This window comes from Ruthenibacterium intestinale, assembly GCF_040096265.1.
Taxonomy (GTDB): Bacteria; Bacillota; Clostridia; order Oscillospirales; family Ruminococcaceae; genus Ruthenibacterium; species Ruthenibacterium komagatae.
Map to the genome: position 1 here is coordinate 86,690 of NZ_JBBMFA010000084.1, position 14,826 is coordinate 101,515.

The 14,826-nt window shown below is 55.9% G+C and carries 14 protein-coding genes; 7 read left to right on the forward strand and 7 right to left on the reverse strand.

What is annotated here, in order from left to right; genetic code table 11:
* Positions 1-106: 106 nt before the first annotated feature.
* Genes recA through pgsA form a run of 4 tightly spaced genes read left to right on the forward strand, consistent with a single transcriptional unit; the run spans position 107 to position 3,833 of the window.
* Positions 107-1,309: a recombinase RecA gene (recA, locus tag WMO24_RS07570; RefSeq protein WP_349215767.1), complete on the forward strand. Its 1,203-nt coding sequence runs from the start codon at positions 107-109 to the stop codon at positions 1,307-1,309.
* Positions 1,306-1,935, forward strand: coding sequence for a regulatory protein RecX (locus tag WMO24_RS07575; RefSeq protein WP_349215768.1), 630 nt, complete (start codon positions 1,306-1,308; stop codon positions 1,933-1,935). The genes recA and WMO24_RS07575 overlap by 4 nt, the downstream gene beginning before the upstream one ends.
* Positions 1,932-3,251 carry a 30S ribosomal protein S12 methylthiotransferase RimO gene (rimO, locus tag WMO24_RS07580; RefSeq protein ID WP_349215769.1) on the forward strand — a complete coding sequence of 440 codons (1,320 nt, stop codon included), beginning with the start codon at positions 1,932-1,934 and terminating at the stop codon, positions 3,249-3,251. The genes WMO24_RS07575 and rimO overlap by 4 nt, the downstream gene beginning before the upstream one ends.
* A 15-nt stretch (positions 3,252-3,266) precedes the next feature.
* Entirely contained in the window at positions 3,267-3,833 is a 567-nt protein-coding gene (pgsA, locus tag WMO24_RS07585; protein WP_349215770.1) for a CDP-diacylglycerol--glycerol-3-phosphate 3-phosphatidyltransferase, read from the forward strand.
* A 44-nt stretch (positions 3,834-3,877) separates the two neighbouring features.
* Here the strand turns inward: pgsA and WMO24_RS07590 are convergent, their stop codons facing one another.
* The gene (locus tag WMO24_RS07590; protein WP_349215771.1) at positions 3,878-5,260 is read right to left on the reverse strand and encodes a M20/M25/M40 family metallo-hydrolase; all 1,383 of its coding nucleotides are present in this window, start codon (positions 5,258-5,260) and stop codon (positions 3,878-3,880) included.
* A 200-nt stretch (positions 5,261-5,460) separates the two neighbouring features.
* On the opposite strand from WMO24_RS07590, the gene WMO24_RS07595 reads away from it, so the two are divergent.
* Together WMO24_RS07595 and WMO24_RS07600 are read left to right on the forward strand one after the other, a co-directional pair.
* On the forward strand, positions 5,461-5,979 hold the full coding sequence (locus WMO24_RS07595) for a MarR family winged helix-turn-helix transcriptional regulator (protein ID WP_349215772.1): 519 nt from the start codon (positions 5,461-5,463) through the stop codon (positions 5,977-5,979).
* Between the two features lie 196 nt (positions 5,980-6,175).
* Positions 6,176-7,189 (forward strand): ornithine cyclodeaminase family protein, encoded by a 1,014-nt coding sequence (locus tag WMO24_RS07600; protein WP_349215773.1) that lies wholly within the window; start codon positions 6,176-6,178, stop codon positions 7,187-7,189.
* Positions 7,190-7,242: 53 nt separating this feature from the next.
* Here the strand turns inward: WMO24_RS07600 and WMO24_RS07605 are convergent, their stop codons facing one another.
* From WMO24_RS07605 to WMO24_RS07630, 6 genes are all read right to left on the reverse strand, one after another.
* Positions 7,243-9,081, reverse strand: coding sequence for a carbohydrate-binding domain-containing protein (locus WMO24_RS07605; RefSeq protein ID WP_349215774.1), 1,839 nt, complete (start codon positions 9,079-9,081; stop codon positions 7,243-7,245).
* An 18-nt stretch (positions 9,082-9,099) separates the two neighbouring features.
* Positions 9,100-9,795: a DUF4956 domain-containing protein gene (locus tag WMO24_RS07610; RefSeq protein ID WP_349215775.1), complete on the reverse strand. Its 696-nt coding sequence runs from the start codon at positions 9,793-9,795 to the stop codon at positions 9,100-9,102.
* Positions 9,788-10,498 (reverse strand): polyphosphate polymerase domain-containing protein, encoded by a 711-nt coding sequence (locus tag WMO24_RS07615; protein WP_349215777.1) that lies wholly within the window; start codon positions 10,496-10,498, stop codon positions 9,788-9,790. Before WMO24_RS07615 ends, WMO24_RS07610 begins: the two co-directional genes overlap by 8 nt.
* Positions 10,499-10,590: 92 nt before the next feature.
* Positions 10,591-11,835 carry a sensor histidine kinase gene (locus WMO24_RS07620; protein WP_349215778.1) on the reverse strand — a complete coding sequence of 415 codons (1,245 nt, stop codon included), beginning with the start codon at positions 11,833-11,835 and terminating at the stop codon, positions 10,591-10,593.
* On the reverse strand, positions 11,832-12,506 hold the full coding sequence (locus WMO24_RS07625; RefSeq protein WP_349215779.1) for a response regulator transcription factor: 675 nt from the start codon (positions 12,504-12,506) through the stop codon (positions 11,832-11,834). Before WMO24_RS07625 ends, WMO24_RS07620 begins: the two co-directional genes overlap by 4 nt.
* 62 nt (positions 12,507-12,568) lie before the next feature.
* Complete coding sequence (locus WMO24_RS07630; protein ID WP_349215780.1) at positions 12,569-13,459, reverse strand: LysR family transcriptional regulator; 891 nt, start codon at positions 13,457-13,459, stop codon at positions 12,569-12,571.
* A 136-nt stretch (positions 13,460-13,595) separates the two neighbouring features.
* Here WMO24_RS07630 and WMO24_RS07635 point away from each other — a divergent pair, with 136 nt between their 5' ends.
* On the forward strand, positions 13,596-14,795 hold the full coding sequence (locus WMO24_RS07635) for a coenzyme F420-0:L-glutamate ligase (protein WP_349215785.1): 1,200 nt from the start codon (positions 13,596-13,598) through the stop codon (positions 14,793-14,795).
* Positions 14,796-14,826: the final 31 nt, after the last annotated feature.

The following is a 14,826-nucleotide window of genomic DNA, read 5'->3' on the forward strand; positions in this document are numbered from 1 at the left end:
TTTGGGGTATACTATTTTCGTTCTCTGCCGGATTTTTGCGAAAGTCCGGTTTATGGGACGGATGAGATGATATACTGAAGTTACAGTAATCGATTTGGAGGAAACAATGGCAGAGAAAAAAGCGATCGTGTCCCCCACCAAAAAGGCGGCGGGCGATAAAAAAACGGCGCTGGAGACGGCGCTTTCTCAAATTGAAAAACAGTTCGGTAAAGGCGCGGTGATGAAGCTGGGCCAGAACGTGACCATGAACGTGGACGCCATTTCCACCGGCAGTCTGTCGCTGGACCTGGCGCTGGGCATCGGCGGCCTGCCCCGCGGCCGTGTGGTAGAGATTTATGGCCCGGAGTCTTCCGGTAAAACCACGCTGGCTCTGCACTGCATTGCCGAGGCACAGAAAAACGGCGGCGAAGTGGCTTTCATTGACGTAGAGCATGCGCTGGACCCGGTGTACGCCAAGGCCTTGGGCGTGGACATCGACTCTCTGCTGGTCAGCCAGCCGGATACCGGCGAGCAGGCTATGGAGATTTGCGAGGCGCTGGTGCGCTCCGGTGCCATTGACGCCATTGTCATCGACTCGGTGGCGGCCATGGTGCCCCGTGCGGAGATCGAGGGCGAGATGGGCGATTCCCACGTGGGTCTGCAGGCGCGCCTGATGAGCCAGGCTCTGCGCAAGCTGACCGGCGTCATCGGCAAGACCGGCACCATTGCCATTTTCATCAACCAGCTGCGTGAAAAAGTGGGCGTGATGTATGGCAACCCGGAGACGACGCCCGGCGGCCGCGCGCTGAAATACTACTCTTCTGTGCGTATCGACGTGCGCCGGATCGAAGGGTTGAAAGATTCCACCGGCGCATTTATCGGCAACCGCACCCGCGCCAAGGTGGTCAAAAACAAAGTGGCGCCTCCGTTTAAAGAGGCGGAATTCGACATCATGTTCGGGCAGGGCATTTCCAAAACCGGCGAACTGCTGGATCTGGCGGTCAAACTGGGCTTTATCCAGAAGAGCGGCGCCTGGTTCTCTTACGGGGACACCCGTCTGGGACAGGGCCGGGACAATACCAAGGTCTATCTGGATGAGCATCCCGAACTGTTCGCAGAGATTGAAAAGCTGGTGCGCGACAACGCCGACAAGCTGTATACCCTGAAAAAAGGCGAGGTGCTCAAACGGCCGGCCAATCTGGATGATGCGCCTGCCAAAGCGGCCCCTGCGGCTGCCGCACCGGCCGATGACAAAATTGAGGTCAAGCCTGCGGCAAAACGCGCCGGCAAAGCGGACATCGACATCATGGTTGAGGACGACGACGCATGACCATTGGCCGCATCAGCGAAACAAAACGGGGACGGTATGCACTGTTCGATGAATCGGATCAGTTCCTGTTCTCCGTGGACGATGAGACTTTTGTAAAAAATCATCTCCGGGAAGGGCTGACGCTGGACGCGTCCGCTCTGGCGGAACTGCAGCGGCAAAGTGATACCCGCAGGGCCAAGGAAAAGGCCCTGGGGTATCTTTCTTTGCGTGATCATTCTTCGGGAGAACTGTACGAAAAGCTGTGCCGTACCTTTGACGCGCCTTCCGCTGCGGCGGCTGTGGCGGAAATGCGGCGGCTGGGTTTGCTGGACGACGAGCGTTTTGCCCGCAGCCGTGCCGTGTGGCTGGCCGGCCAAAACAAATCCGAGCGGGAGATTCGGTTTCAGCTGGAGCGCAAAGGCGTGGACCGGGACATTGTGGACCGGGTGATGGACGAGCTTGCGCCGGATGAGACCGAAGCCTGCTGTGCGCTTGTGCGGAAAAGTTACCTGCGCAAGCTGGCCGGCGGTGAACGGGAGAAGGTTCTGGCGGCTTTGGCACGCCGGGGCTTCGGGTACGGAGCAGCAAAAGAGGCAGTGGAGCGCTGTCTGCTGGAACTGGAAGAGGAAAGAGAGGATTTTGAATGACAATTGCCATGATTTCACTGGGATGCCCCAAAAATCAGGTGGACGCGGATGTGATGTGCCACGCGCTGATCAGTGCCGGGCACACCACCACAGCGGACCTGAGCGAGGCGGACGTGATTCTGGTCAACACCTGCGGATTCATTGAAAGCGCCAAGCAGGAGGCCATTGAAAACATTCTGGAAGCCTGCAGCTTCAAGCAGTACAATCCGGCTTTGAAGGTCGTGGTCACCGGCTGCCTGGCCGAGCGGTACCGGTCGGAGATCCTCAAGGAGATTCCGGAAGTAGACGCGGTGGTGGGCATCGGCTCCAACGCAGCCATCGTGCAGATTCTGGAGCGTCTGGCCGGGGAAGAGCACATTGAAAGCTACGGCGCCAAAGAGGCTCTGCCCCTGGGCGGCCGGCGCGTCATCTCCACGCCTCATCATTACGCGTACTTAAAGATTGCCGAGGGGTGCTCCAACGGCTGCTATTACTGTGCCATTCCCATGATCCGTGGAAGGCTGCGCAGCCGCACCGTGGAAGACCTGACGGCGGAGGCGCGCTTCCTCGCATCCGAAGGTGTTCGGGAACTGATCGTGGTGGCGCAGGATGTAACGGCATTTGGCGCGGATCGCGGACAGGTGGAGATCGGGCGTCTGCTGGACGAATTGAACCGCGTGGAAGGCATCCAGTGGATCCGTCTGCTGTATGCATATCCCGAGCGCATCACCGATGAGTTTATCGATGCCATGGTGCGCAACGAAAAAGTTCTTCCTTATCTGGATGTTCCCATTCAGCACATCAATTCTCAGGTTTTGAAAAACATGAACCGTCAGGGCGACCGGCAGACGGTTCTGGACGCGCTGGATCGTTTGCGCGCCGCCATGCCGGACCTCACTTTGCGCACAACGCTGATTGCCGGGTATCCCGGAGAGACCGAAGCGCAGTTTGAGGAGCTGTGTGAGTTTGTCCGCCAGTATCGCTTTGACCGTCTGGGTTGTTTTGCATACAGCGAGGAAGAGGGAACGGTGGCAGCCCGTATGGAGCAGCTGCCGCAGGAGCTGCGTCAGCAGCGCGCGGACATCATCATGCGCATTCAGGCCGAGATCATGGCTCAGAAACAGGCCGAAAAAGTGGGGCGTGTGCTCACGGTCATGTGCGATGAATATGATGATGAAAATGATTTGTATCTGTGCCGCAGCGAAGCGGATGCACCGGATATCGATGCAGTGGTGTGCGTGGCAAGCGAGACGCCCATTGAGCCGGGTACCATGCTGCGTGTGCGGGTGACAGACAGCGATGTGTACGATCTGTACGCGGAAGTTGTGGAAGAGTAAAGGGAGGACCAAAAGATGAATCTGCCGAATAAATTGACCATGCTGCGCATTGTTTTGGTGCCGGTGTTTATGGTTTGCGCTGCTTATCACTGGATGCTGGCTGCGGGCGTGGTGTTCGCGGTGGCCAGTTTTACCGATTTTCTGGATGGCAATCTGGCCCGGAAATATCACTTGGTCACCGATTTCGGAAAGTTTGCCGACCCGCTGGCCGATAAATTGCTGACCACTACCGCTTTTGTGTATATGATGGCGGACGGCGTGTGCCACCCGGTGGTCATTGTGCTGATCCTGGCCCGGGAGTTTGCCGTGTCCGGCCTGCGCATGGTGGCCGCGGGCGCGCCCGGCGGCAAGGTCATCGCAGCCAATATGTGGGGTAAGGTGAAAACCGTACTGCAAATGCTGACCATTATTTTCTACTATTTCGGTTATGCAATCGAACAGGCGGTGAGCACCGGTGCCACCAGCGTGTACACCACCCAGGTGATCTCTTTCGTTCTCTGCTGGATCGTGGCGGCCGTGACGCTGATCTCCGGCGCCAAGTACCTGTGGGACAACCGCTCTTTTATCAATGCGGCGAAGTAAAACAAAAATACCCGGATGGTTTCATCCGGGTATTTTTTGCGTTGTTAAATGCGCGCTGCGGCTTCTGTGTCTGCCAGAGCGAATTCTTCCATCACCGTGGCGGCCAGCTTGATGGCGTGGATGTAATCTTCCAGAATAATATTTTCATTGGGTGCGTGAATGTTGGCGCCATCGTTGCCTGCGCCGAACAGCACCGCATCCAGCCCGGTTCCGTGGCAGAACTGATACAGGGCGGTGGTGTCTGCCGCACCGGCGAACACTTCCGGCTCCATGCCGTAGACGGGTTTTACACACCGGATGACAGTTCGGCCAAACAGGCTCAGCGGGTCAGCCCGGTAGGGCGGTTCGCCGGAGCGAAGGACCAGCTCCACATCGGTGAAGCCCCGGCGGTCCAGGTGTTCACGGATGCGCTGGAAAATCTCCTGTGGCATCTGATCGGGCACCAGACGGAAATCCATGGCAACGGATGCCGAGGCGGGCAGAACGGTTTTGGCAGACGGGCCTGTTTCTCCCGCGCGGAAGCCCGCAATGTTGGCGGTGGGCTCATAATAAAATTTTTCCAGCAAGGGCAGGCCGGTCAAACCGTTGATGTATTCGTCCAGGCCCATGCGTTCCCGGTTGGCGGCCTCGTCAAAACAAAGCGTTTTCAGGCATTCCCGCTCGTAGTCGGTCAGCGGGCGCACGGAATCATAAAAACCGTCGATGGTAATGTGGTCCTGCGCATCCTTCATGGTGGCAAGCGCCTGCACCAGCCGCCAGGCAGGATTCTTCACAATGGCGGCTTTGGAGGAATGCTGGTCTGCTGATGCAGTGCGGCAACGCAGCTCCACAAACAGCATGCCTTTGGTGCCGAAACACACTTCCAACGGTCCGCCCAGCTGTTTGGACCCGCCCTCCCAGGCGAACCCGTCGGTTTGAAGGCGCTGAGGATAGCGCCGGGCGAATTCGGCAAGATGCGGGCTGCCGATCTCTTCTTCTCCTTCATAAATCAGCTTGACGTTCAGCGCCGGCTGCCCGTAAACGGCCTGACAGGCCATTACGGCACACAGGCGGCTCAGAAGGCTTCCCTTGTTGTCGGTGGCACCCCTGGCATACAGCTTGCCGTTTCGAATCTGCGCGCCGAAAGGGTCGCTTTCCCATTCATCCAGCGGTTCCACAGGCTGCACATCGTAGTGATTGTAGAAGGTTACCGTGCGCGACGGATTGCGCCCGGCCCATTCGGCATATACAATGGGGGCTCCGCCGGTTTCCACAAGGTCTGTCTGCGCATGCATGTTCTGAAGCGTCTGCATGATCAGCTGAGCCATTTCCCGCAGGCCCATGTTTTGTGCGGAAATGCTGGGCTGGCGGCAGAACTGCTGCAAAAGCGCAATGTATTCTTCGGCGTGGTCATCAATGTACTGGTACAATTTGCTGTAATCCTGCATGAAAAAGCCTCCGATTGTATTGTGTTATGTTGTTAAACATTGCTGCTGCCATGATAGCACGTGCGTCCGCACTGCGTCAACGACAAAAAACAAGCAAACAGTGCATACAAATGCGCATTTTCTTTGACTTTCGCCCCATGTATCGTTATAATAGATAATAAACATGTCGCATTAAAAGGACAAGGGGGGGAAATGTGCCTATGGAACAAAAACGTTCCGCCAGTTCGATCAAGCTGTCCACGCACCGGCCTGGTCTGGTGTACGATTTCGTCACGGTGTGCAGCTCGATGAACGCCATCCCAAAACAGTATGCGCCGGGCGTGACGCTGACCATGACCGAGGCAAGCACCGTTGAGGAGATTGCCGAGCATCCGGGCGTGACGGCCGCACAGCTTTGCAAAAAGTGGAATCGAACTCGGGGCGCGCTGTCGCAGCTCGTGAAAAAACTGGAGCAAAAAGGCTTCATCTGCCGGGAAAAATGCGAGGATCATGACCGCATGCAGCTGTTGTATCCCACGGTGAAGGGCATGCAGCTTCGTCAGGTCATGGAGGACAATGAAGGCGAGTATCATGCCATGCTGTATCAGGAACTGCTGGACCGCGGATGCACCAAGGAAGAGATGGAGGCCTTCTACAAAGTGATGGGCCACTATACCGATGCACTGCAGGCCCGGCCTGATTTGCGCTGGAACAACATTGTGCCGGAAGAAGACCACTGAAAAAAGACCCGCTTCGGCGGGTCTTTTTGTTGGTTATGAATAAATATTCATAAAATTGAAATTTTATCGGCCGGGCGGTTGACAGGGACGGCGTTTTTCACTAAACTATATTTAGCGGCTAAATGCTCGCGAATTTTTATAGATCAGACGGCCGGCGGCGCCGGTTCGTTTTTTTGACATGAGGAGGAACTGGTTCATGGATCATGTGAAGATGATCGCAAAAGAGCAAATTGAAAAAATTCTGGATATGAAGCGCACCATTGATATGGTGGAGAAAGTGTACGAGCTCCACGGCAAGGATCAGGTGCTGATGCCGGCAAAAATTACATTGGATACCGGCGAGAGCAACGACTGGCCCCCCTATGGCGGATCGTACAATGCCATGCCTGCGTACATCGGCGGCGACATTGATATCTCCGGCATCAAATGGGTTTGGGGCTTCAACGACAACCGTGCAAAGGGAATTCCCTATATCGGCGGCGTGATCATTTTGAATGAGGCGCGCACAGGCGAAGTGCTCTCCATCATGGATGGAAGCTACATCACCGACATCCGCACCGGCGCATCCGCAGGCGTGGCGGCGCGCTATCTGGCCAATAAGGACTCCAAGGTGCTTGCAATCATCGGCGCCGGTGTACAGGGCCGTATGAACGCGAGAGCCATTCTGGAAGAACTGGACATTGAAGAGCTGCGCATTACCGATATCCGCCCCGGCGCTGCGGAAGAATATGCCCGCGAGATGAGCGAGGAGCTGGGAATTCGCGTAGTGTCCTGCGCCACCAATGAAGAGGCCTGCCGCGGCGCGGATGTGATCATCACGGTCACCATCGCGGATGAGCCGCTGGTGATGAACGAGTGGCTGAAACCCGGCTGCACCGTGATGAGCCTGGGTTCCTTCCAGGAGCTGGATGAGCAGATCCCGCTGAGCTGCGATAAACTGGTGGTGGACAGCTGGGCGCAGAACGCTCATCGCGGCGAACTGTTGAAACTGGTGAAGGCCGGCCGTCTGACCGAGGCAAATGTGCATGCGGAAATGCCCGACATTGTCGTGGGCAAAAAGGCTGGCCGTGAGAGCCATGACGAAATCATCTGCGCCTGCATCATCGGCATGGGCTCCACGGACATCGGCATTGCAGGTGCGCTGTATAAAGAGAACTTTGCAGACAACAACGATCTGACCGAGTTTGCACTGCGCACTTACAACAAGTAAAATACAAACGAAAACCGCCCGGTACTGCCGGGCGGTTTTTTTATTTCAAGTGCTCAAGCGGGCTGACGCTGTCCACCCCGCATTGCATCGGGGGCGGTGTTCGGCGCTGTCCCGTCGGGCGGGGTCCCATTGGGGGATGTTCCGTCAGGCATCATTCCGCCCCGGCCACCGCCGAACCCGCCTGTCTCACCGTAGATCAGACTGTCCATCGTGATTTGCGTGGATGTTCCGCCTGCGTTCAGGGTATAGGTTTCACCCTGCACCAGCTCAGGGCAGCTGATCACCACGCTGGAATAAGCTTTTTGGCTTTGGCAGGAGACAAGTTCTGTACCGTCGGATGCGGCCAGTGTGACTGTATCTCCGGCACTGCCGCTGATGGATACCAGCATGGCCCCCTGCGTGGAAGAAGTGCCGAAGTTTTGTGCCATTCCGGATGGTCCGAAGGCAACCACCAGGCCGCCGGTAATGGAAGCCTCTCCGTTATAATCCAGCGCACCGTTGCCGCTGCGCTCAGGTCCGTAGACATAGATCTCGCCGCCACTCACGGTCAGCGAGTCGTTGGAATCAATGCCATCTCCCTCGGCATCAATGGAGATCACACCGCCGGAAAGAGTGATCCAGGCGTCTGCGTTTGCGGAAAAGCTGTCGCCCCGGAATCCGGTGCCACTGCCATCTGTTCCGCCGGCTGCATTCAACCCGTCATCGCTGGAGACAATGGAGATTTCACCGCCAGAGATTTCGACGGTCAGTCCTTCAATGCCCTCATAGCTTTGTGCAATGGCAAGAGTACCGCCTGTGATTTGCACGGCTCCGTCTGCGTGTACGCCGTCATCTCCGGTTGTGATTTGATAGGTACCGGAAGAAAGGACAATATCGCTGTTGGAATGGATGGCGTCGTCTGCGCTGTCAATGGTGAAAGTCCCGCTCTGAATGGTGAGGTTTCCACTGGCCTTGATGCCTTTCGTGCTGGTGGCATCCTCTTCCGAAGAGGATGCGGACGGTTCGGCTTCAGTCGGGAAAGAAGCCGTTGCGGCCTCGCCGCTTCCGCCGCCGGCTGTAATGGAGAAGGTTCCGTTTAAAATCTGCTGATCAGCACCGCTGCTGATGCCGTCTCCATCGGCGACAATGGAGAAAGTGCCGTCCGCAATGTAGACAAAGCCCAAAGAGGCGTCATCGGTGTTTTCGGCATGAATGCCGTCTTTTCCGCAGGTGATGGTATAGGTGCCGCTGGCGATGCGCACGCTGTCTTTCCCGGAAAGTCCGTGGCTGGCAGCTGTGATTCTGTATGTTCCGCTGGTGAGGGCCAAATCGTCTTTGGAGACGATCCCGTGCCCGGCTGCAGCCTGAATATTCAGCGTGCCGGCGCCGTTCAGCGTCAGATCGGATTTAGCGAATACAACCGCGTCAATGTTGTTGTCATCGATGGCGGTGTAGCTGCCGCCGTTGGACAATGTATTTTCCGAGTCGGCTGCGGTTGTCACCACGACTTTGTCGGCGCTGCGCACATAGAGGGCAGCGCCGTCCTCATTGGCAATGCTGACATTGTCCAGCACCAGCTGCACGTCATCGCTGTCTTCCGCGTCTACAAGGATCATGCCGTCGTTCAGTGTGCCCGTGAGAAGGTAGGTTCCCTCGTCGGCAATGGTGACGGTACCGTCGGAAACAGTCACTGCGTCGGAATTGCAGGAAACAGCGTCGCCGTTCAATTCAATGTGCACGCAGGTGCTTTCATCGTATCCGATCTCCATGTCTCTGGAAGTAAACATTCCGTCGTCGACCGAGAGGGTGGCTCCCGAAGACGGTTCGGAAATTTCGCTGGAGGCGGTGGTTTGTGAGCACCCGGTGAGCAGAATGGCCATTGAGAGTACAATGGCCGCAATGGCTCGTTTCATAATGGTTCTTCCTTCCTGTTAAAGCGCGCCCACTACGGTTTCCTGTTTGGAAAGCGTAATTTCCAGGTCCCCGTTTCGGCACTGAAGCTGATCGATCAAATCTTTTTCCGTGCCGGTGCGGCGCAAAGTCAAGTCGTATGTCAGACGGAACAGGCTGCCCATGTTGGTGGTTTTCACCTGGGTCAGTTCATATTCCGCGGCGTATTGTTTCAGTAAATCGTCAAACACACCTTCGTAGTCCAAATCCTCCGGAATGGTAATGTGCAGTGTTTTGTAGCGGGCGGCTTTTTTGCCTCGATCCAGATCCAGACGGGTGAACAGGACGCCGGCACCACCCAGCACGATTGCCACCAGAAAAGCGTAGGCCAGATAGCCCATGCCCGCTACCAGACCGGCCCCCATGGCGAGGAAAATAGCACCGATCTCACGGGCAGTGCCGGGAATGGAACGAAATCGCACCAGGCTGAAGGTGCCTGCTACGGCAACGCCGGTGCCCACATTGCCGTTTACCATCATGATGACCACGCACACCACTGCGGGCAGCAGGGCCAGCGTGGCCACAAAGCTTTTGGTGTAGCGGGTTTTATACATATACATCCAGGCCAGCAGCAGGCCGATGACCAGTGCGCTGGCAACGCACAGAAGAAAATCTGCAACCGGGATCACCGTGGTCATCTCGGTGTCAAACAGTCCCCGAAACAGTGATTCAAGCATACTGAATTCCTCCTTGCGCCAAAAGATTTTGATAGGCCGAACCGTACTTGGAAAAGGAAGTCTGATAGATTTTTCCCACGGTCAGTGCGTGACTCATCCAAAGGGGAATGCCGCCGGATGTTTTCAGCTCCATCAGCGTCTGGCCCGGCGAAAGCAGCGGGGTGCCCCGCAATTCGGAGCTCAGGGAAAAGTGATGAGTGCGGTATAAGATGTTTTCGTCAAATGTAACCCGAAAATCACCGTCTTCCAGCGGGGCGTAGGCCTCGCGTTCGTAAGACAGAAACACAGTGGGGAACAGCGGCTGATAATAGCTGCGGAAATAGTCGATTTCCGAGGCGATCTGCGAGTGTACGGGCAGAGAGGTTCCGGTGCGAAAGCAGGAGATCGCTGTGTTCTGCGGCAGGACCAGCCGGCGTTTGTACACCACCGACCGGTATTTTTTCTTCAATTCCACAAAGACATCGTCGCAGGGGCCTACGGCACGGTAGCTGCGAATGCGCAGCTTTTCTTTGTAAGCGGGCTTTTCCAGCGAGCGGCGGATCAGCCGGAAATTCTCTGTGTCAAAATAAATGTTCCGAATGGCGGTGCGGCCGTACCGGTCCAGCGCCATATGGGGCTGCATCACCTGCAGGATCAGCGCCTTTTGCGCAGGCGTCAGCAAATATTTCAGTTCATATCGCTTAAAGGTGGTTTGATAGTTCATGGCAGTCATCCTTTGTGTGCAATTTTATGTTTGCTATCTTACAGGACCAAACTTAACAGAACTTAAACCGTCACTTTAAACGAACTTAAAAATCAGGCGGGCAGGCTCACCTGAATGCGCAGCGACTTCTCATCCTCTGTGGAAGCTGTGATTTTTCCCTTGTGAGCAGCCGTGATCGCTGCGGCAATGGAAAGGCCCAGTCCGTGGCCGCCGGTCTGGGAATTGCGGGACCGGTCGGTGCGGTAAAAACGGTCGAATAAGCAGGGAAGCTGCGCTTTTTCAATGTGCTCTGTGGTGTTGAAGACGGAAAGATTCAAGGCTTTTCCTGCTTTTTCCAACGTCAGAGAAATGCGCCCGCCGGTCTGAGCATATTTCAGCGCGTTATCCAGAAGGATCATCAAAAGCTGGCGAATCATCTTTTCGTCGCCGCACAATGTCAGCATGGGCTGAATGGAAACAGAAAATTCTTTTTTCTGTGTAATGGCAAGGGCCTGAAACGAATGGGCAACCTCTTCCGCCACATCCGAGATGGGAAAATCCAGCAGCTGCATTTGTGTGTTGTCCTCTTCCAGACGGGAGAGAAGGATCAAATCGTTGGTCAGCGCAGCCAGACGGCGGGATTGCTCCTGAATATCGTTGATCCACTCATTTTCGCCCAGGTCCATGGCCAGCACCTCGGCGTCAGCGTCAATGATGGTCAGCGGGGTTTTGATTTCATGACCGGCGTCGGTGATGAAACGCTTCTGCTTCTCGTAGCTTTGCGCAATGGGGCGAACGATGTAGCGGGAAAGCACAATGGTCAGCAGCCAGACCGCCAGTAATCCCAGAAAGAATACAAGCAGACCGATTCCCACAAAAAAGCGCAGATTGGAAAGGCTTCGTCCGCAATCCAGAAAAATCACGCGAATGCCTTCCGCGCTTTGTGTGACCACATACCGATATGCGTGCTGATAGCCTTTCGTACTCCCCGATGCCAATACTTCCTGCCCGAAAACAATGGCTTCATCGGTGTCCACTGCGGCGATCCGGGCGGTGTTGACGGAAATCAGATTTCCGTCCGAGTCAAACAGAACAGAAAAAAAGCGGGACTCGTAGGGGAGTTCCGGTGACATTTTGTGCCCGCCGCCTGGATGCGCATCCAATGAAGGCGGCGCTTCCTCGTCTTCCGGCTTTGGAAAAAGTCCGTCGTTGGCAGCCAGAATGGAAAGGGTGCTGTCGGCGTCGGCCGTTACCTTTTGAAAGCTGATCAGAGCAATGGTTCCCAGAATCAACGAAAACACAAGAAAAATCGACAGCATGGAAACTCCGATCAGCTTGAAACGCAGCTTTCGAATCATGTGGTTTCCTCCAGAGTGTAACCCGCATTCCGGGTGGCTTTGATTTGAACGGTAGCGTGCAGCGCCGCCAGCTTCTTGCGCAGATAAGAGATATAGACCCAGACCACGTTTAATTCCGCGTCACTGTCATATCCCCAGATTTTCTCCAGAAAGCGTTCGGTGGGAATCAGGCGGCGAGGATTGCTCATCAGCAGCTCCAGAACCTGATACTCTTTGTTGGCCAGCCGAAAACTGCCGAAGGGGGAAGAAAGTTCCATCGTCGCTTGGTCCAGTGTAAGGTTTCCCATGCACAGGCGGGTGTCAGGCCGGGCAATTTGTGTACGGGTCATGGCACGCACCCGCGCCAGCAGTTCCCGGGTGTGAAAGGGTTTGGTCTGATAATCGTTGGCGCCCAGGTCCAGCCCCAATACTTTGTCATCCACTTCGCTTTTGGCGGTCAGCATTAAAACCGGGACCAGATTGCCTGCCTGCCGAAGGGCTTTCAAAACTTCAAACCCGTCCAGGCGGGGCATCATTACGTCCAGAATCACACCGTCGTATTCTTCGCTCTCCAGATATTCCAGCGCAGTTTGCCCGTCGAAAACAGCGTCCACAGAGTAACTGCTGCGCTCCAGAATGGCCACCAAAGCCCGTGAGAGCGCTTTTTCATCTTCCGCAAGTAATAACCGCATTCCCATACACCTCATTTTCTGTTTCTACTTTATCAGTGTAAGTTTAAACCAGGCTTAATGACTCAGTTTCGCTCGCTGTGCAGAAGGCGCATCAGCTCTCCGGCGGCGCTGGAGAGGGGCAGGTCTCTCACCCAGCAGGCGCCTATGCTGCGGGCGGGAACCGGCGGCACCAGGTGAAGGGGGAAGACCACGCCCTCCGCCAGCTCTTTCTGGCAGAACTCCTGCACCACACAGGCAAGCCCGAAGCCGATCGCGGCAAAACTGGGCAGCAGTTCGTGCGCGCCCAATTCGATCTCCGGAGCCAGACGCACGCCCTGTTCGGCGAACCAGTCATCCACATAACGCCGGCTGTTGGCTTCCCGTTCCAGCATCACCAGAGGATATCCGGCCAGCTCACGCAGGGTGAGAAACTGACCTTCCAATTCGGCAAAAAGGTGACCGGCCACGAAAATGTCGTGCACTTCCAAAATGGGCTGTACGATCAGCCGTTCGTCCAGAATGGGCAGGTTGACAATGGCAATGTCCAGCTGTCCCTGTTTTAAAAGTTCGGTCAGCTGGCGGGAAGTGCGGTTGGTCACCTTCAGCTGAATGCCCGGATGCAGCTGGCGGAACGCACTCAGATAAGGCAGCAGAAATTCTTTGGTGATGGTGTCGGCTGCCCCCAGGCGCAGCTGCCCGTCCTTCAGGGTCTGCACACGCCGCAATTTTTCTTCCCCCGCATCCAGAAGCTGCAAAGCGCTCAGCGCATGCTGGAACAGCATTTGCCCTTCCTGCGTCAGAGTCACGCCTTTCCGGCCGCGCACAAACAGCCGCGCGCCCAGCTGCTGTTCCAGCTTTTGCACCGCCTGGGAGACGGCAGGCTGGGTCAGAAACAGCTCTTTGGCACCTGCGCTGAAACTTCCAGCCTGTGCCACCGTCACAAAAATCTTGTAAAGTTCCAGGTCGGTTGTCATAATATAAACCTCACTTATGTAAAATATAATAAATAATAATTTTACTTATGGATATAGGCCCATTATAATAGAGAAGGATTCTGCGCGCAAGGGCGCGCGAACATTTTATCACAATGAACAGAACAGGAGATTGTGCATCATGAGAACTGTCGGTACTGTGTCCAGAGGTGTGCGCTGCCCGGTCATCCGCGAGGGCGACGATCTGGTAAAAATCGTGACGGACGCTATTGTTGCGTGCGGAAAAGAGCAGAACATTGCGTTCAACGACCGGGACATCGTTGCTGTGACCGAGGCGGTCGTGGCGCGCTCCCAGGGCAACTACGCTACCACTGAGGCCATCGCCAAGGACTGCCGCGCCAAATTCGGCACGGACACCATCGGCCTGACTTTCCCGATTTTGAGCCGCAACCGCATTGCCATCTGCCTGAAGGGCATCGCCAAAGCGTTTAAAAAGGCATACATTTTGATGAGCTATCCCTCTGATGAGGTGGGCAATCACCTGTTCGATGAGGATCTGCTGGACGAGAAGGGCGTCAATCCCTGGAGCGACGTGCTGGACGAGAAAAAGTACCGTGAACTGTTCGGCTATGTGAAGCATCCCTTTACCGGTGTGGATTATGTGGAGTATTACGGTGAGCTGTTCCGTGCCGAGGGCTGCGAAGTGGAGTTTGTGTTCGCCAATGACGTGCGCGCCATTCTGCCCTACACCAAGAATGTGCTCTGCTGCGACATCCACAGCCGCGAGCGCTCCAAACGCCGCCTGTTGGCAGCCGGTGCGGAGAAAGTGCTGCTGCTGAGCGATATTATGAATGCTCCGGTGGATGGTTCCGGCTGCAACGAGCAGTATGGTCTGCTGGGTTCCAACAAAGCCACCGAGGACAGCGTAAAATTGTTCCCCCGCGACTGCCAGAGCTTTGTGAACGCCCTGGCCGAAAGCCTGTACAAGGCCACCGGCAAACACATCGAAGCCATGATTTACGGCGACGGCGCCTTCAAGGATCCCGTGGGCAAAATCTGGGAGCTGGCGGACCCCGTGGTCAGCCCCGCCTATACCAGTGGTTTGGAAGGCCAGCCCAATGAGCTGAAACTGAAATATCTGGCGGACAACGACTTTGCGGATCTATCCGGTGAAGCGCTGACCAGCGCCATCAAAGAGAGCATCTCTCACAAAGAGGCGGACCTGAAGGGCCAGATGGCCAGCCAGGGCACCACGCCCCGCCGCCTGACGGACCTGATTGGCAGTCTGTGCGATTTGACCTCCGGTTCCGGCGACAAGGGCACGCCCATCATCTTCATTCAGGGCTACTTTGACAACTACGCCAAAGAAGCGGAATAATGAAACAGCAAAGCGGGGCGGCGGCACCCCC